The sequence below is a fragment of the Lysinibacillus sp. KU-BSD001 genome (assembly GCF_042920265.1).
Classification (GTDB): domain Bacteria; phylum Bacillota; class Bacilli; order Bacillales_A; family Planococcaceae; genus Lysinibacillus_B.
In genome coordinates, this window is the sequence record NZ_JBDQZI010000011.1 from 22,329 (window position 1) to 38,494 (window position 16,166).

Sequence of the window (16,166 nt, forward strand, 5' to 3'; positions counted from 1 at the left end):
TTCAGATTTTAGATAGTATTACTGTGGATATATGTAAGTTCCAGCATTACGTTTTGCTCGAATACTACGAAGCACGGTAGTTACTATATGAACGCTACAAAAGTCGGAAGTTTTAGGATGATTTATATAGTAACCTACTACACAAATGCGAAAGGTTGAGAATATGGATGAAAGAACAGGAGGCACTCGATGCAAGACAAAATTGTAATTATTACAGGCGCAAATTCTGGGATTGGTAAAGCAGCTACTCTAAAATTTGCAACAGAAGGATATCGTGTCATTATGGCTTGCCGCAATCTGAAAATTAGTACCGCTGTCCAACACGATATTATGGAAACGACTAAAAATAGGAATGTAGATTTGATGGAACTGGATATTTCTTCTTTTGATTCGATTCGTACATTTTGCACTGCTTTTAAAGCCAAATACCCGCGGTTGGACATCCTCATCCATAACGCCGCATACTTAAATCATGGTGAAAAAGAGTATAAACTTAGTCCAGAGCATATTGAATTGTCTTTCGCGACGAATACATTCGGCCCTTTTTTCATGACTCGCTTATTGGCCGATCATCTGGCAAAATCACCAGACCCAAGAGTTCTTCATGCTTGTACGACAAATATTAAAAACTTCTTTGACCCGAAAAGGAAGATTGAATTCGATAATTTGCGCGGAGAGTATAAAGGCAAGCGACCTTATAGCACGTATAAAATGTACGGAGACTCGAAAATGGCGTTATTAATGCTAACCTTTAAACTGGCAGAAGAATATAAACACATGGGGATTAAAGTGAATGCCATTCAAATTAACCGTGTCAAACTATCAAAAGAGACAATAGAAAAAATGCATTCCATTTGGAAAGTATTTGCCCATTTACAAAACCTCACGAACCCTTTACCAGCGGGCATGGCGGATAACTATTTTCACATTTGTACCTCGGATGCATTTAAAGATACGACCGGCCAACTGATTAATCATAAAAGAGAGATTTTAAAACCAGCCACATCCGAAAAAGGCTTTACACAATTGAAAAACATATTTGGTTCAACTACCTATCCTAAATACGCCATCAATCCTCAAAATGTTGAACAAATATGGAAGTTAAGCATAGCTGTCACGGAAAACTAAGATGTTAATTTTTATATAAAAAAGCCCGAGTGATTTGTTTATTCACTCGGACTCTATTTATAGAAAGATTATTTTTGTGCTTGACGCATTAATTCCTGGAAATCAGGAGCACTTGGATTAGCAATATAATGGCCGCCTTCAACTTGAATTGTTTGGCCAGTGATGAACTTAGACTCATCGGAGGCTAAAAATACAGCTGTATAGCCGATATCATCTGCTTCACCATGGTATGGTAACGCATTGTACTTCGCGAAAATATCTAATACTTGTTGACTCATATTACGCTTTGCAGCTGGTGTTAAAATTAAACCAGGTGCAATTGCATTACAGCGGATTTTGTCTTTCCCGTATTGAGCCGCGATGTATTTCGTTAAGTTCACTACCGCCGCCTTTGAAGCGCCATAAGCAGAACGCACAACGTCGCCTGTGAATCCAGCCATCGATGCTGTATTAATAATTGAACCGCCACCAGCTTTCGCCATATGTGGGATGGCATAGCGACTACCAACTAATACACTCTTTAAGTTGACATTCATTAGTCGGTCCCACTCTTCTAAATCAAGATTTACTACATCTAAATCTTTCTGAAGATTCGTTAAGCCAACATTGTTAAATAGAACAGTGATCGTACCAAAATGTGCTACTGTTTGTTCGATGGCTTCTTTAATTGAATTTTCGTCACCTGCATCAAGGAACATACCGATAGCTTCTCCGCCTTGCGCGTTAATATTTTCAGCTACCTCCTTCGCTCCTTCTACATTAAAATCGGCAACGACTACTTTTGCGCCCTCTTTTGCCAATAATGTTGCTGCAGATAATCCAATACCTGAAGCCCCTCCTGTTACTAATGCTACTTTACCTTGTACTCTTCCCATTGATAAGCACTCCTTTCTTGTGATGTATAAACATCCATTCAATTTTTTCGTTTGATTACCCCGATCAACCGATGTCATTTCTATGGGAATTGGATCTGTGCTCTGAAATGGGCATCAGTTGTGGGCATCCTCTCTTCGGAATTTTGCATAAATCAACTTTTAGCAAGACCTGCGCCATCCACCTTAAACAATGGATGGTATATTAACCAGTTCAAAAATGATAGGACCGAATAGACTCACCTTTAAAAACAACAGGACATTCTGAATAATTTCCCTAACATAGGATAAACGGATACAGAAATACTTATGGTGTCTGATACGAAGGAATATCTGATTTGTCTAGTTCGTCCCCTTTTACAACTGGCAATAACTCACTGATGATTTATGGTGATCATCCTACTATTTACAGAGGAACTGCAAAGGCATAAAGTTTCATTTCCATCATATTATTAATAACTTCGAACAGCTCAATCTAAAATTATTAATACGTAATGAGAAACTCAAACTTACAAAAAGCAATTATACTACATTTGTAGTTTAATTGTATTGTTAGAAACTCAAAATATCAGGATAACGAAATTGTTTAATATTTTTATCTTGCGCAAAATTTCATACAATTTATTGTTCAGTGGACGATCGTGCTAGCACTGGGTTTTTTTGTTGTGTTGGCACGGGAATATAACTGTATCTAGATAAGTGCATTTGGGCTCGTACGAGGGGGTTTTTGACGGGACGCAGCAACGTTTTTTAATTAGTATGGTAAAATATTTAATCTTTCTTTATAGTAGGTAGTTGCGAAGCACAGAGGTTACGATATGAACGCTACGAATATCGACAGTTTTAAGTTGATTTATATACAACCGTAAAACATTAGACGACAACGAAAAATAAAACGCGAATGCTACAATTTACTAGCATTCGCGTTTGTTTATCTTTATGGCTTCTTTATATCAACCTTGTTGCCTAATTAGAGTTAATGTGATTACATAGCGTTATTGATTTTCTTACATGTAATACTGTTTTGCTTAATAGCCTTAGTTAAGCTTAAATTGCATATTCAAAAAGTGGGTCAAGTTTTTTTAATTCCTCAGGAGAAATTGTATTTACTTCACTTTCGAAATCTACTTTTAGCCACCAATCAGGTGTTGCTTTTTCATTAATATAATCAACTTTTAGTTTTATTTCCATTCCTCGGTTCATTAATGCTGAAATCGCAGTAGTATAAAATCGGGGAACGAATCCTAATTTTGTACCCATTCCTGCATAAACAGCAATCGCATTATAATCTACAGGATTCTCCGGCTCTAACTTTAAATATATTTTATTCGTAGTTTTCACAATATCCATCCAGTTAGAAGGCAAATTGTTTTGATGTCGCATGCCATTAATAAAAAATTTAGTAGCCAACTTTCCTTCTTGTATTATTAATGGCTTCTCAAACGAATAAAAATCTGTAGCTAATTTCCCGCGAGTTTGTTCTAATAAATCCATCTTAGTAGATTCTTTCTTTAAGTGGAATTCATCTAGAATTTGTTCAAAATCTGAACGAATATCTGACGGTAGACGTCGATCGAAAGCAGCAAATAATTTATTAGATACATAATTTTTCTTTAAATCTGGAAATGAAGGATGTAATATATATCCATTATCTAATGCCCCTCTTACTTTTTGAACACCTTCACTTTGCCACGTATAAGAAAATTCATATTGATTATCCGTAAAAGATAATGTTCCAATATGGTAATTTAAACGCGTCTCTGAATTTTGCCAAACAAGCCATAAGGACTGATGTTTTCCCATTATTACTCCCCCTCTCCTAACCATTGTAAAATACTTTTTCGTCTAAAGGAAATAATTAATTTTAACCATTGCTTCTGAATATCACTTAAAATTTCATATTCATCAATCATTTTATTGAATATCTCAAAATCAAACTGCTTAATTCGCTCAACAATCGATTTAGATTCATTTTTATAATATTTACTAAGATATTGTATCATGTCTATAGACTTTACCTTTTTCTTTTCAAATAACCCTCCCTTTACAGTTGATTTCCTCATATATTTCTCCAGTTTATTTCTGTCAGTAATATGAGCTAATAACTGTTGATCGTCAAAACGAAATCCTAATGATGCGCCATTATCATAGATTGTTGAAAAAGATTGTTTTTCTATTGATTCAAACAAAATAATCCAATTATAAGGGTGACGATCTTGATTACCGATTAGAATGTCAAAATAATTCATTTCAATGAAATCTTGCTTGATTTGTTCCCAAAAATGTAGCTGTTTCATATATTGAAATCCTTGTTCAATTAGTTCTTCGACCGTTAAAGAAGACTCTATAAAACCTTCATACCCATCAAACATACTCAGTAATGAACCACCTTCTTCATTCATTACCCCCTTAGGGATGAAATTTTTTAAAAGACTCCCTCTGCGTTCATTTCGAAAAACAATTTCAACATCCATCACTTTTAAACCTAATAGCCTTCCAATATCTGCGGCTATTAATTCTGTAATATCTTCCCACGAAACACCTACTTTAAATTGCCTTGGATACTTAATTAAATATAGCTCTTTTGTAATAGGGTGGATTAATTCTTCTTTTTCCAGCGTACTTTTACCACCAAAACCGATTCTTTCCCATGAACTAATATCTTTCAATAACGCTTCCCCCTTCCGTTATTAATGTTTGAATTGGCGATCAGACTAGAATACAAAATAAATCCTCTTGAATTATTTGTTAATAATTGTATCATAAATAAGAACATATATTCTCATTTTACAAGGAGGTGATCAAAATGGCAATTGGAAATCGTTATAAAACTGGTCAACGTTCAAACGCAAACGCATATTATGCATGGGATGGTTATACTGATGGTACTTTTAGTCCAAAGCCTACAATCGAAGAATCAAAAATTAAATTAGAAACAGGCGAAGTATTCCCACCTATTAACTCCTGCGACAAAGGAGCTTATTGGAAAATGACCTCTTACGCATAAAGTAAATAAAACCTGCTTGAATCTGATTCAAGCAGGTTTTATTTGAATTTTAGCAAGCTTATCATAAATCACTACCTTCGCATAAATTTTCAGTTTTATTATTTTCGCTTTTAAACATATAAATAAAAATACCGAAATAGCGGTAGCAAACATGCATTTTTTCATCATAAACATCAAGCAGGTACAACCGGTGGTTCAAAACTTCTATAGGACACTACTTCTTTTGGTTTCCGATAACTAATTATGTGCTACTTCAACCATTTGAAAAATAAATCCATTGCCCAACCTGAATTTTATTGAATGTATATAGTTATTCGAACTCTTGATTGTCCGGAAACTGTACATGCGGGCATCGTTTGCTTAACTCAGCGATAAACTCCATTTTATCTTTTGGTAAAACGTTTATACTACGATGCGCTTCTGCCTTATAAAATAATTCAATTCCCTTATCAGATGCTGAAATTCGGTAGCCAGTCCACTGATCTGTCGTTGGCGCAACCTTTGTTATACTGTGATACGGAATTTTAATTTTAAATGGTCCACCTTTAACTAATAAGTAATCTTCATGTAAAACATACTTCACAGAAATGACGTACCACCATACAAAAATGGCTGAAATGATAAGCATCGCAAACATAATGATGACAATTGATAATGATGTTATGAGGGGAAGCAGTGTGATAGCCCCCATTCCCCAAATCATTAAGAATATAACTATTATAGAAAACATATCTACTTTTACATGATAAACCATCACTTCAAGCACACCTTTCTTGCGATATTTGTACAAATAGTTCACAAAAAAGCGCTAGAATAAAATCCGTTAGCCTTTTATATTATATGTCTCTACGTTAAGTCGCCGCTGCAGAAGCTGCTGCTTGGTCAGCTTTCACACAATCAATGGCGATCACGAATGATCGTTTCCATTTGTTCATCCACGATTTGAACTTGATAGCTATCGCCCCAAGTGAACCACTCCTTGCTCACTTTTCCAATCACTTCCCCATGCTGTAACACCTGGAAATTCATATCCCACCAGTTCCCTTGTACCTCAATCCCTGCCGCATCAATCGTATAGCGTGCTTTTAAAAACGAAAACTCCTTCTTAATCGTCAGCACCTCTTGACCATTTACCTCAACAAAAAACTTCGGTAAAAAGCTAAACACCTTTTTTGTAATAAGGGCGACTTCCTCCCTTGCAGCATTCATAATAGAAAACGTCTTTGGGATTTGCAGAAAACTACCCTCCACATAATAAACGTCATTCTCCTGTTGATTCTTTACCGTAAATTTACCGCTTAGACTAAACACCTTCTGTTTGATGTACAGTTGCTTCACATTTACCCCTCCTCCACCTGGTAGCTTTCTTCTTAATCGGTCAAGTGAACTTCGATACTTTACCAAAATACACTTCTTTTATTACTAAGTAACAATTGATTTCATCAACTCCACCACATAGCCAAAACAAATAATGACCAGTGAGAAGTAAGTATGCCTATACAACCAATGACTAGGAAATATATACCGAGTTTATTTTTATCCAATATGTTCTTTTTACTGGCGATATAGGTTAATACAATTGTAACTACATACAAGAAAACGCTTGTAGCGGTTAGTATAGTTAAATAATATACAGGTGCTATTGAAGCAATATTTTCATTCATAAAATAAGCAATGCCCTGACCGAATATTCCGACTATAGTCGCTAAAATCAGACAGCTACATATAAGAATATTAGATTTTACCACTACCCCTACCTCCGCATTAAACACAGTTTGTTCAACAAAACTATATGCTGAATTTTACTTTCTGACACTATCATACATTATTTTCTAAACGATTACGCTAATTGAGAGATAATTCCAATGAAACTCTTAATATCACAAATTTCCAAATCAACTCAACGAAACCATATTTTAATAATTGATATAGTCAACCAAAGTAATAGATAATGATGTCGTTAAAAATCTATTACAAAGGAAAATGATAATGAAGCATAAATTTAAAAAATATTTATTCGTCCCCGCTATGGTAACTGCATTATTAGCTTCTCCATTTAGTGCTGTTGCCTCAGTAAATGACATCCACATGTCATATTTATATGGCGAAACTACTGATAACTACATAAAAAATATAGAGTTAACTCAAGGTGCGTTAAATACGGCTACCCCCTTATTTTACGAGTTAAACGCTGACGGCAGTCTGAAATCTTTAATAAATCAGCGTTTAATAGAAGAATTACATAATCGTGGATTAAAAGTAGTGCCATTTATTTCTAACCATTTTGATCGTAAATTAGGGCAAATCGCAATGCAAAACCGAGAACAGTTATCCACTCAACTCGCGGATTCGATTGTGAAAAATAATTTAGATGGGATCGATATTGATATTGAAAATTTAAACTATACAGATAAAGAAGCATTTACAGATTTTATTCGATTATTACGTGAGAAAATGCCTCCAGATAAAACCGTATCGATAGCCGTTGCTGCAAATCCAAATGGATGGACAATTGGCTGGCATGGTTCATATGATTATTTAAAACTAAGTGAGTATAGCGATTACTTAATGGTAATGGCCTATGATGAAAGTTGGAATGGTGGTCCGGTTGGTCCTGTCGCGAGTTTATCCTTTGTTGAAAATTCGATTAAATATTTATTAAAACAAGGAGTAAATCCGAATAAAATCATTTTAGGTCTTCCTTTTTATGGTCGAATTTGGAAAGATGATGAAGCAATAGGTGGCTATGGTATCGCGAATAACGCTGTAAAAACCATCGTGAATAAACATAACGGAAAATACTATTTTGATGATGCTTCCAAATCGCCTTATGCTAAATTCACAGTTAAAAGCAGTGATTCTCCCACGTATGTTGATGGGAAAAAACTAACACTAGGAAATTATACACTATGGCATGAAAATGATTTGTCTTTAAAATATAAATTAAGATTAGTAGAGAAATACAATTTAAGAGGCACTGGTAGTTGGGAATTAACTCAAGCAGATAAAGGAATATGGAATTTTTATTCAGCTTGGGCAAATGGACAGCATCATTTTATCGATTCAGAAAATCATTGGGCTGAGCATGAGATTATGTCCCTTTATCGAAAAGGCTGGATTAAAGGCAAAAACGAATACACATTTGACCCAAACGGTGATTTAACGAGAGCACAAGCTATTTCCATTATCGTAAACGCAATCGGTTTAAACAAAACAAACGAAACAGTACCGAACTACTTTAAGGATGTGCCAACGAACTATTGGGCAAAACGGGCTATCGAAATTGCCCATCAATACAATATTGTTAATGGAACGAGTGCCAACAGATTTGAACCAAATGCCAAAATTACACGAGCTCAATTTGCAGCTATATTATCGAGAGTGTTAGACTACCCAATAAATAATACGACGGAATCACCTTTTTATGATGTACGAAAAGATCATTGGGCGTATGTAGATATTTTAAAACTAAGCAGCAAAGGCATTATTAGAGGAAAAGTAGACGGTGGATTTGACCCGAACGATCATATTAAAAGAGGGCAAATGGCCGCGATGGTGAATCGAGCAAGTGAAGATTTAGAAAAATATCCAATGAAAAAATAAGTTCCCTCCCCATTAGGTAGACCGATGAAAAATTAAAATCTGTTTATCGAATTAACGGGTTCGGTTCAGAAGTACAAAACTTAAATAAACATCATAAATAGCAATGAAATTAGCATCAAAATCGAACCGTATTTAACATTATAAAAAGCACAATAAAAGGCATCGGTCAATAACCGCTGCCTTTTTGAACATTATAATAGGAGACCCGTCAGATTTATGAGGATTAACAACGTTAAGCAAAAAATTGTTCCCAAACGAGCTTTGTGTGCTTTTTTTCTTCAACTAACGGCGCAGTTTAGTTGAAGAAGTATGATAAGATTTATTTAGAAAAGGGGGGAGAGATTATATGAAATATACTTGTCCTTGTTGTGGCTATAAAACATTACCTGAAGAGCCACCAGATACTTATTATATATGTAGAATTTGTTATTGGGAGGATGATGGAGTTCAATTCTATAATCCAGATTCTGAAGGCGGAGCAAATGAAGTTTCGTTAAAGCAAGCACAAAAGAATTTTATTAAATTTGGGGCATCAGAAGAATGCTTTGTTGAAAATGTAAGAAAACCAAATGAAGAGGATATTAAAGACCCTTATTGGAAATCGTTTATTTAGAATAACGGTATTAAACTAAATGGCGCGATTGTTTAATACGTTTCATTTTTGCAGCAACTGGCGCATTTGTTGCGCTTGAAGCGAGATTTTCTTTTATTGGCGTATATGCACTCGGCTTTATCACCGCTTTCAGTGGAAGGGTCATTCGAAATTTGATTCTTGGGGGCCCGATTACTGAACTTTAGGACCATTCCACCATCTTAACCGTAATCATGACGCTGACATTGATTGTATTAATACCACTGAAATGGATTAACCATTGGAGACGATGGTATTATTTTTTGATTCCATTGGACTTGCTTCCTTTGGCTAGGCTGGAACTCTCCTCTTGAATTGACGCTGATCGTCCTGATGGTAATCACTTTACGACTGTCTGCTATTCAATTTCAGTGGCGGCTCCCCCTCCCCTGTAATCTAAAAAATGAGTAGTAAAAGGCTGCTATGTTCAAGTATGCTACTTATAAATAATCAAAGCCTAATTTTCTTCGGATTGTAAACGAGAAATTAGGCTTTTTCTTTAAAATACCGGTCAGTGGTCGGTGCATTATAGTCTAATCTTAACTTCCGTACCGTCCTTAGCTTTAACATCTACTAGTACCATACCCTTATAGTTTTTCAGTTCCTTAACGATAGGTTTTAGCGTTTTTTTGTCTATTAGCGGAAAGGTAAAGTCCAGTTTTTTTCTTTCGAAATGCTTTTTTGTCCATTTGTTTGTACTTTCCTGAAAAAATGTTGAAGACAAAATTACAATGGCAATGTTTAAAATTGCATATGGAATTGGGATAGTAAACCGAACGTTCTTTGCTTTCACTTTTACATGCATCATAAATAAATCACTACTCAATGATGATCGAAACGGTATCCCCGTTTGCCGATTTAATATCAACAATTTGACCATCTAATTCGTTTTCGATTGCTTCAATAATAAGGCTCATATCTATCTCTTTCACGTATTCTGCCGATTGAGGTATACTCGCCGCGATGCTATGTCCAGCCACTAATACTGCCTTGACAAGTTTTATCGGTAAATTGACCGTGACGTTGTCATTTTCAGCTGATACAACACGAATCTTTAATGTCTTATCTAAATATTTAGTCGTTTTTTCAACAAACTGATTACCAGTTTCTTCTTTCTGCTTTAATACTTGAATCAGTTCTGATGCCTTATCTGCATCAAGCTTCCCTTCTTGAACCATCGTTAACACTCTTGCAATTTCCTCTTTCATGATCAATGCCTCCCTATTCCTCTTTTAAAAGCTTAATGGCTTCTTCTGGTGTGATTTCACCATTTTCCAACATCGTAACAACTTTTTTCTCGTCTACTTTATTGTCATTCTTCTGCACATATCCAAGGGCTGAAATGATATCTGTTAGCTTGCCTCGAACCGTTGGATAAGAAATCCCCAGTTCCTTTTCAACTTCTTTAATATTCCCTCTGCAAGTTAAAAATACTTCTACAAAATGAAGCTGATCCTTTGATAAGGAGGCCAACTTAGATAATTCAAACTCATTTTCAATCGTCGTGTGGCAATGAGAGCAATGCAGCTTTGTAATTTTCAATGTGTTACTGCAGACAGGACAATTTGTGATTACTTTATAAGCCATAATGAAATCCCTTCCTTTTAGTTAATTTGATTATACAACAAGGAATAGAAAATAAAAATAATTGAAATTAATTTTTTTAAACTAAAAAATAAACAATGTTAATTACAATTTAAATATTATTAATTACTCGTTTTCATTATTCATTTAACTGACGGCAGAACAGTCAAACGATAAGCAAAAAATGGAACTTATATCCTTTTCAATCGTATGAAGTAAGTGATATTAAGAGTGGAGGCACTGAAAGGAGGAGTTGAACTTGCTCAATAAGTTAATAGAACAAGCGAAGAACCCTAATGGAGTTTTAGGTTCATTTATGTTAAAGATCATGAACTCTGCTCATATTGAAATGAACAAATGGGCTTTGGAGAAGATAAACATGAGAAAAGAATCTGTTATGTTGGATGTAGGTTGTGGTGGAGGAAAAACACTGCAATTACTGTCAAAAATGAATGCAGATGGGCAGATATACGGAATCGATTATTCCGAACAGGCAGTGAAAGATTCTATAAGAGCGAATAAATTAGATGTAGCAACAGGTAAAGTACACATTCAACAAGCAAGTGTAACGGACATTCCGTTTCCAGAAAATGCTTTTGACATTATCACTGCTTTTCAAACACATTACTTTTGGTCAGATTTAGAAAGCAGTGTAAAAGAAGTTTTTAGAGTCCTACAACAAGAAGGATGTTTCTTCATTATTGCTGAAATATACAAAATTAATTATCATATGAAAGCCTATAAAACAAAGGAAGAGATGGCGAAATTATTAAAAACAACTGGGTTTAACACAGTAGAGTGTTATGTAAATCCAAATAAAAAATGGATATGTATTAAAGCGATGAAATGAGGTTGATACCGATCCCTACGTAGCGGACATTATTGAAAAAAAAGCTTTATTCCACACCTGAAGTAGCTGGCTGGTTTGACATAACAGATGGACAGCTACGTTACTATATTAAGCCGTTTGAGCACTATATCTTCGACGATATGACGGATAACCCCACGACTGCGACGGTTATTCGACTAAATCTCCGGTCGATTTTAAAGCTCCGGATGATTTTATTGCTGAAAGACGAGTACCGAGTAAAGGGCCTCAAACGTCTTCTTGGCATTGATGAAAACGGCGAGATGCAAATTACGCTCAATCAGGACTATCTCGCACAAAATATCCAATTACTTTCATTAGAATCCACCCAGCAGCTCAGCGAAATACAGGAAGAACAGAAAAGCTTACAGAAGAAAGCAAAAGCCTACAACAGCAAATCACAGAATTGAAAGAAGAGAAGGTTATCGTCGTGAAAATCCGAAATCTTAGAGCCTCAACAGTATCAAATGATTAAATCACGGATCACAGGTAGGAATAGTTATTAATTGGCAACATATATATACTATGCTACCGGGGTTGGTCGTTGTTATAACGAAAAATGATGGTTAAATAAATTGGAGACATCACTTGCGATTTGTAAAAGAGACAATTTTAAATAATTAAAAGGATGAAGTTTTTAATTTTTATATTTATTAAAGATTAGACCTATTTATTTGGATATTGTTTACAAATGCGTTGTGAAGTGATATCCTCCATACATACCGATAGTATGTATGGAGGCGGAAAACATAGCTCGAAATAAACATCCTGAAAAAACAGTTGAACAAATTCTTAGTATTTCATATCGTCTATTTTTAAAAAAGGGGTATGAACAAACTACAATTCAAGACATTATTAATGAACTAGGAATGAGCAAAGGGGCAATTTATCATCATTTTAAATCGAAAGAAGAAATTCTAGAGGCAATTGGTGATAAGGAATTTGAAGATAGAAACGTATTTAGTAAGATTAAGGAGGCGGAGAATTTAAATGGTTTACAAAAATTAAAAAGAATCTTCTGTAACGAATTGGAAAGTATTGAAAAGCAACAATTTGATACAATAGCAAGCTCTTTATCGGATAATCCTAAATTCGTTAGTATGATTTTAAATGGTACTATGAAACGAGGCGTACCATTGTTTCAAGAATTAATAGAGGAAGGGAAAAAAGATGGTTCAATTCATGTAGAAGATAGCAGAAGTGCTAGTGAAGTCATATTGTTATTAATCAATGTTTGGATCAATCCAATGATAATTGGGAACAGTGGGGATGATTTAAAACGAAAAGTCTTATACTTTAAGCATCTTACTGATCAAATTGGTGTACCATTTATCGATGAAGAAGTATTAGCTATCTTACATCGTTATTTAAACAGCATATCCAAATAATATACTGCCTTTGTAAAGGCGGTTTTCTATTGAACATTTACATACCGTCAGTCGGTTTGATAGGTTGTCATTTGTAAAAGAATAGGAGGAATGAATTTATATGAAGCAGCGTGACTTGTTTAAGAAAGATTTTACTTTATTAATTATTGGGCAGATTATATCTTTGTTTGGAAATTCAATTTTGCGTTTTTCTTTATCGCTGCATGTGTTGGACATAACAGGATCAGCTACTGCTTTCGGGAGTATTTTGGCAATTTCAATGGTTCCGACAATTTTGTTATCCCCTATTGGTGGTGTATTAGCAGATCGTGTGAATCGAAGAAATATCATGGTTTGTTTAGATGTTATAACTTCCTTAGTGTGTATCTTATTTGTCACACAAATCGGGAGTGACCATATTATTTTGTTAGTAGCGAGCATGATGATTATTCTTTCTATTATTCAATCAATATATCAACCTGCTGTACAATCAAGTGTTCCTATCATGGTAGATAGCAATCATTTGTTGCAAGCAAATGGCATTGTAGTGCAAGTGAACGCTTTAGCAAACTTTTTAGGACCTATTTTAGGTGGCATGCTGTATGGTTTTTTTGACTTAAAAGTGATTATTATAATCAGTGCAGTTGCATTTGGTATGTCAGCAATATTAGAAGCGTTTATTCATATTCCTTTTGTGAAGCAAGCATCAAATGGGAAGATATTTAATACAGTTTTTATTGATTTAAAGCAAGCACTTCAATTTATTAGAAAGGATAATCCAATTGTATTTAAAATTTTATTAGTAATTGCAGGAATAAATTTGTTTTTTTCATCAATGATCATGATTGGTTTACCTTATATTATAAAAGTACAACTTGGCTTGAGTTCACAACTATATGGTATTGCAGAAAGCTTCTTAGCAATCGGATCTATTGCAGCAGGGCTTTTAATTGGCTTGGTAGCAAAAAAATACACTATTTATAACGCCTATATATTTATTTTATTAGGTGGAATTGTTCTATTACCCATAGCCATTGTATCAGGTCTAAACGTGCATCCCATGTTTACTTACGTTGTAATTTGTATAAGTGCTTTTTTATGCTTAGCCTCTGTGGGGATTTTTTCGATTTTTGCACAAACATTTATTCAAAGTGAAACGCCAAATGAAATGCTTGGGAAAGTAAGTGCCATGATAGGGGCAATTGTGATGTGTTCTTATCCACTTGGGCAGTCTTTGTACGGTATTCTGTTTGATCGTTTTTCAAATCAAGTTTATCTCATTGTCTTTTTTGCGATTATTGTAGAATTATTTTTAGGGCTTTTGACAAAACAGTACCTGTCTAAACTCAAATCGAAACAGTTACGTGTAGTGAATGAATAACGAAAAAGCAAAGTAGTATACATGATTTGATTTTACTGCCTACAGAAAGCAATCGTTTGGAATAAAGATTAATCAAAATAATAACGGGTTTGGTTGTTAAGTATAAAATGTAAAAAAGTAAAGGAAATTCAATTCGCAAATGGTATTAAGTATTAGCCCCTTCCCCTTAAAGTTCGCGTTTTATCATGTAGCTAATCTTAATTCACCTCTGTTTAGAATACGATAACCCAACACTTGCATTCGAAATCATCGATGATCTATTTGCTACACAAGATGAATGGACTCCTTACAATAGTGCCGAACTCAAACAACTGCTTGTCACAAAATATGACTTACACGAGGAAGCAATTGAAGCAAACACAGAACGCAGCTTACAAGTCATATTAGAAGCCATTGAACGTGATATGAAGCTCGTGCCAACAATATTCATTAACGGCGAAAAGCATTCATTTAAAGAGCGCCGTGTGTACTTGGAATATCCTACTGCCCTTGAAAAACTAAATGCCTAACACGTAGCCCCCCACTTCGAACACTCAGATTAACAAACTAAACGAGTGTTGATAAACTCTACAAAAAAGTCGAGCATTTTCGCAAAACTTTTCCGTTCTACGTAAATCGAAGAAGAGGCGTTACTGCTGTATCGTGGAGTGCCTTGATCTACTAAATACCAAAAATAAAGCGAGCCATCATGAAATTTTTGAGGGCTCACTTTTATCTATAAGCTTCTACTCGCAAAATAAGTTTTAATTAGGAACATATGTTATCATTTTTAATGATGAATGAGATGATTCATCATTAAATACTAAGTTATGCATACCATTAATCATAATTTCACTACTATATGGATAACCGCCCGTCATCACATTTTCCCATGCCTTAATTTCAATTTTTTGATTGAAAAACTCAGATAGTTCATTCACTGTTACTTTATTAGCAGGTTGAATATAATAAACGCCTATTAAATTCCCATTATAAGGATCCGAGTTACAAATGAAGAATGTCGAATACCAAGAACATAGTCCCCCTTCATAATACAATTCTTCAATTAAAGCGACAGGTTTGCGGAAAATAGAAACTTTCCCCATTTTAAAACGTATGTAAGGTGAGCTGCATTGGTAAATATTTCTACCATTAAAATAACATTATTAATGTATTAATTTAAAATGAAATGGATGAGTAAGTATGTTGAAAATCTCAATATTTTTAGCTGCAATTTTTATTATTTCGTTTCTCCTATTATTTTGGTTTGTTCGCCATGAAAACAAAAAAGAAGAAAAAAAAGACAGTTTAATAACCTTAGCAATTGTTTCAGCTATATTTTCAGTAATTATCACATCCGTATTTGCATTTTTTCTGTTTATAATAATTGGTTCTACAAGTGTGATTGATAAAATATTTTCATTAAATCTAACTACCAATCAACTGTTATTAATCGGGATTTCCTTCCTAATTTATTGGCTTACAATTGATAATATTTTTGAAAAGTTATTCGAGTATATGTTAGGTGAAAATGTATTTTCCATTCTACTTTTAGCTTTTTCAAGGGTAATGCCGTTCTACATAATTGGAATACTACTAAAATTAAACGAATTCATAAACATGACCGTTTCGGTAGGCGTGCCTCTCATTTTATTAGTGATTGATACGTTGTATTACTTCAAAAATAATAAATTATACATAAATCGCTAATATATTTTTTACATGAGTGGCTAGGTGTTGTAAATA

Annotated in this window: 20 protein-coding genes and 1 pseudogene; 11 read left to right on the forward strand and 10 right to left on the reverse strand. The window is 34.4% G+C overall.

Going from position 1 to position 16,166, the window contains the following annotated elements; all coding sequences use genetic code 11:
* The first annotated feature begins 189 nt into the window (after positions 1 to 189).
* Positions 190 to 1,128 carry an SDR family NAD(P)-dependent oxidoreductase gene (locus tag AAGS61_RS14965; protein ID WP_391373567.1) on the forward strand — a complete coding sequence of 313 codons (939 nt, stop codon included), beginning with the start codon at positions 190 to 192 and terminating at the stop codon, positions 1,126 to 1,128.
* 68 nt (positions 1,129 to 1,196) lie between these two features.
* Here the strand turns inward: AAGS61_RS14965 and AAGS61_RS14970 are convergent, their stop codons facing one another.
* From AAGS61_RS14970 to AAGS61_RS14980, 3 genes are all read right to left on the reverse strand, one after another.
* A complete protein-coding gene (locus tag AAGS61_RS14970) occupies positions 1,197 to 2,003 on the reverse strand; it encodes an SDR family NAD(P)-dependent oxidoreductase (protein ID WP_391373570.1) in 807 nt (268 codons plus the stop codon).
* A 1,044-nt stretch (positions 2,004 to 3,047) separates the two neighbouring features.
* Positions 3,048 to 3,803, reverse strand: a complete 756-nt coding sequence (locus AAGS61_RS14975; protein ID WP_391373573.1) for an HIRAN domain-containing protein — start codon at positions 3,801 to 3,803, stop codon at positions 3,048 to 3,050.
* A gap of 2 nt (positions 3,804 to 3,805) precedes the next feature.
* A complete protein-coding gene (locus AAGS61_RS14980) occupies positions 3,806 to 4,669 on the reverse strand; it encodes a hypothetical protein (protein WP_391373576.1) in 864 nt (287 codons plus the stop codon).
* Between the two features lie 137 nt (positions 4,670 to 4,806).
* On the opposite strand from AAGS61_RS14980, the gene AAGS61_RS14985 reads away from it, so the two are divergent.
* Positions 4,807 to 5,007, forward strand: coding sequence for a YjzC family protein (locus AAGS61_RS14985; protein ID WP_391373579.1), 201 nt, complete (start codon positions 4,807 to 4,809; stop codon positions 5,005 to 5,007).
* 310 nt (positions 5,008 to 5,317) lie between these two features.
* Here the strand turns inward: AAGS61_RS14985 and AAGS61_RS14990 are convergent, their stop codons facing one another.
* The 3 genes and pseudogenes from AAGS61_RS14990 to AAGS61_RS15000 form a co-directional block, all read right to left on the reverse strand.
* Positions 5,318 to 5,761, reverse strand: a complete 444-nt coding sequence (locus tag AAGS61_RS14990) for a PH domain-containing protein (protein ID WP_391373899.1) — start codon at positions 5,759 to 5,761, stop codon at positions 5,318 to 5,320.
* A gap of 97 nt (positions 5,762 to 5,858) precedes the next feature.
* Positions 5,859 to 6,345: pseudogene (locus AAGS61_RS14995) on the reverse strand (LURP-one-related/scramblase family protein).
* 104 nt (positions 6,346 to 6,449) lie between these two features.
* Positions 6,450 to 6,755: a hypothetical protein gene (locus tag AAGS61_RS15000; protein WP_391373582.1), complete on the reverse strand. Its 306-nt coding sequence runs from the start codon at positions 6,753 to 6,755 to the stop codon at positions 6,450 to 6,452.
* 241 nt (positions 6,756 to 6,996) lie between these two features.
* Between AAGS61_RS15000 and AAGS61_RS15005 the strand changes: the two genes are divergently transcribed.
* The 3 genes from AAGS61_RS15005 to AAGS61_RS15015 all read left to right on the forward strand — a co-directional run bounded on the left by AAGS61_RS15005 (position 6,997) and on the right by AAGS61_RS15015 (position 9,408).
* Positions 6,997 to 8,610, forward strand: coding sequence for a glycosyl hydrolase family 18 protein (locus AAGS61_RS15005; protein WP_391373584.1), 1,614 nt, complete (start codon positions 6,997 to 6,999; stop codon positions 8,608 to 8,610).
* A 346-nt stretch (positions 8,611 to 8,956) separates the two neighbouring features.
* On the forward strand, positions 8,957 to 9,223 hold the full coding sequence (locus AAGS61_RS15010) for a CPCC family cysteine-rich protein (protein ID WP_391373587.1): 267 nt from the start codon (positions 8,957 to 8,959) through the stop codon (positions 9,221 to 9,223).
* Between the two features lie 35 nt (positions 9,224 to 9,258).
* Positions 9,259 to 9,408 carry a TRIC cation channel family protein gene (locus AAGS61_RS15015; protein ID WP_391373902.1) on the forward strand — a complete coding sequence of 50 codons (150 nt, stop codon included), beginning with the start codon at positions 9,259 to 9,261 and terminating at the stop codon, positions 9,406 to 9,408.
* A 359-nt stretch (positions 9,409 to 9,767) separates the two neighbouring features.
* Here the strand turns inward: AAGS61_RS15015 and AAGS61_RS15020 are convergent, their stop codons facing one another.
* The 3 genes from AAGS61_RS15020 to AAGS61_RS15030 are packed head-to-tail and all read right to left on the reverse strand — an operon-like array spanning position 9,768 to position 10,828.
* Positions 9,768 to 10,049, reverse strand: a complete 282-nt coding sequence (locus AAGS61_RS15020) for a hypothetical protein (RefSeq protein ID WP_391373590.1) — start codon at positions 10,047 to 10,049, stop codon at positions 9,768 to 9,770.
* A 10-nt stretch (positions 10,050 to 10,059) separates the two neighbouring features.
* The gene (locus AAGS61_RS15025) at positions 10,060 to 10,449 is read right to left on the reverse strand and encodes an SHOCT-like domain-containing protein (RefSeq protein ID WP_391373592.1); all 390 of its coding nucleotides are present in this window, start codon (positions 10,447 to 10,449) and stop codon (positions 10,060 to 10,062) included.
* Between the two features lie 13 nt (positions 10,450 to 10,462).
* On the reverse strand, positions 10,463 to 10,828 hold the full coding sequence (locus AAGS61_RS15030) for a DUF2089 domain-containing protein (RefSeq protein ID WP_391373595.1): 366 nt from the start codon (positions 10,826 to 10,828) through the stop codon (positions 10,463 to 10,465).
* 250 nt (positions 10,829 to 11,078) lie between these two features.
* Here AAGS61_RS15030 and AAGS61_RS15035 point away from each other — a divergent pair, with 250 nt between their 5' ends.
* The 5 genes from AAGS61_RS15035 (at position 11,079) to AAGS61_RS15055 (ending at position 14,950) form a co-directional block, all read left to right on the forward strand.
* Positions 11,079 to 11,675, forward strand: coding sequence for a class I SAM-dependent methyltransferase (locus tag AAGS61_RS15035; protein WP_391373598.1), 597 nt, complete (start codon positions 11,079 to 11,081; stop codon positions 11,673 to 11,675).
* A 32-nt stretch (positions 11,676 to 11,707) separates the two neighbouring features.
* Entirely contained in the window at positions 11,708 to 12,103 is a 396-nt protein-coding gene (locus AAGS61_RS15040) for a hypothetical protein (protein WP_391373601.1), read from the forward strand.
* Positions 12,104 to 12,427: 324 nt separating this feature from the next.
* Positions 12,428 to 13,081, forward strand: a complete 654-nt coding sequence (locus AAGS61_RS15045; protein WP_391373604.1) for a TetR/AcrR family transcriptional regulator — start codon at positions 12,428 to 12,430, stop codon at positions 13,079 to 13,081.
* Between the two features lie 100 nt (positions 13,082 to 13,181).
* The gene (locus AAGS61_RS15050) at positions 13,182 to 14,441 is read left to right on the forward strand and encodes an MFS transporter (RefSeq protein WP_391373611.1); all 1,260 of its coding nucleotides are present in this window, start codon (positions 13,182 to 13,184) and stop codon (positions 14,439 to 14,441) included.
* Between the two features lie 200 nt (positions 14,442 to 14,641).
* Positions 14,642 to 14,950 (forward strand): thioredoxin domain-containing protein, encoded by a 309-nt coding sequence (locus AAGS61_RS15055; RefSeq protein WP_391373905.1) that lies wholly within the window; start codon positions 14,642 to 14,644, stop codon positions 14,948 to 14,950.
* Between the two features lie 234 nt (positions 14,951 to 15,184).
* Here AAGS61_RS15055 and AAGS61_RS15060 read toward each other — a convergent pair whose 3' ends face one another.
* A complete protein-coding gene (locus tag AAGS61_RS15060; protein ID WP_391373614.1) occupies positions 15,185 to 15,526 on the reverse strand; it encodes a hypothetical protein in 342 nt (113 codons plus the stop codon).
* 97 nt (positions 15,527 to 15,623) lie between these two features.
* On the opposite strand from AAGS61_RS15060, the gene AAGS61_RS15065 reads away from it, so the two are divergent.
* Positions 15,624 to 16,130 carry a hypothetical protein gene (locus AAGS61_RS15065; protein ID WP_391373617.1) on the forward strand — a complete coding sequence of 169 codons (507 nt, stop codon included), beginning with the start codon at positions 15,624 to 15,626 and terminating at the stop codon, positions 16,128 to 16,130.
* Positions 16,131 to 16,166 lie beyond the last annotated feature (36 nt).

What these genes read in the sequence shown, in the direction of transcription:
- AAGS61_RS15025 (WP_391373592.1), bottom strand. Translation starts at nt 10,449, where the DNA reads ATGAAAGAGGAAATTGCAAGAGTGTTAACGATGGTTCAAGAAGGGAAG.
- AAGS61_RS15065 (WP_391373617.1), top strand. Translation starts at nt 15,624, where the DNA reads ATGTTGAAAATCTCAATATTTTTAGCTGCAATTTTTATTATTTCGTTT.
- AAGS61_RS15010 (WP_391373587.1), top strand. Translation starts at nt 8,957, where the DNA reads ATGAAATATACTTGTCCTTGTTGTGGCTATAAAACATTACCTGAAGAG.
- AAGS61_RS15060 (WP_391373614.1), bottom strand. Translation starts at nt 15,526, where the DNA reads ATGGGGAAAGTTTCTATTTTCCGCAAACCTGTCGCTTTAATTGAAGAA.
- AAGS61_RS14975 (WP_391373573.1), bottom strand. Translation starts at nt 3,803, where the DNA reads ATGGGAAAACATCAGTCCTTATGGCTTGTTTGGCAAAATTCAGAGACG.
- AAGS61_RS15020 (WP_391373590.1), bottom strand. Translation starts at nt 10,049, where the DNA reads ATGATGCATGTAAAAGTGAAAGCAAAGAACGTTCGGTTTACTATCCCA.
- AAGS61_RS14985 (WP_391373579.1), top strand. Translation starts at nt 4,807, where the DNA reads ATGGCAATTGGAAATCGTTATAAAACTGGTCAACGTTCAAACGCAAAC.
- AAGS61_RS15050 (WP_391373611.1), top strand. Translation starts at nt 13,182, where the DNA reads ATGAAGCAGCGTGACTTGTTTAAGAAAGATTTTACTTTATTAATTATT.
- AAGS61_RS15030 (WP_391373595.1), bottom strand. Translation starts at nt 10,828, where the DNA reads ATGGCTTATAAAGTAATCACAAATTGTCCTGTCTGCAGTAACACATTG.
- AAGS61_RS14970 (WP_391373570.1), bottom strand. Translation starts at nt 2,003, where the DNA reads ATGGGAAGAGTACAAGGTAAAGTAGCATTAGTAACAGGAGGGGCTTCA.
- AAGS61_RS14990 (WP_391373899.1), bottom strand. Translation starts at nt 5,761, where the DNA reads ATGGTTTATCATGTAAAAGTAGATATGTTTTCTATAATAGTTATATTC.
- AAGS61_RS15005 (WP_391373584.1), top strand. Translation starts at nt 6,997, where the DNA reads ATGAAGCATAAATTTAAAAAATATTTATTCGTCCCCGCTATGGTAACT.
- AAGS61_RS14965 (WP_391373567.1), top strand. Translation starts at nt 190, where the DNA reads ATGCAAGACAAAATTGTAATTATTACAGGCGCAAATTCTGGGATTGGT.
- AAGS61_RS15045 (WP_391373604.1), top strand. Translation starts at nt 12,428, where the DNA reads ATGGAGGCGGAAAACATAGCTCGAAATAAACATCCTGAAAAAACAGTT.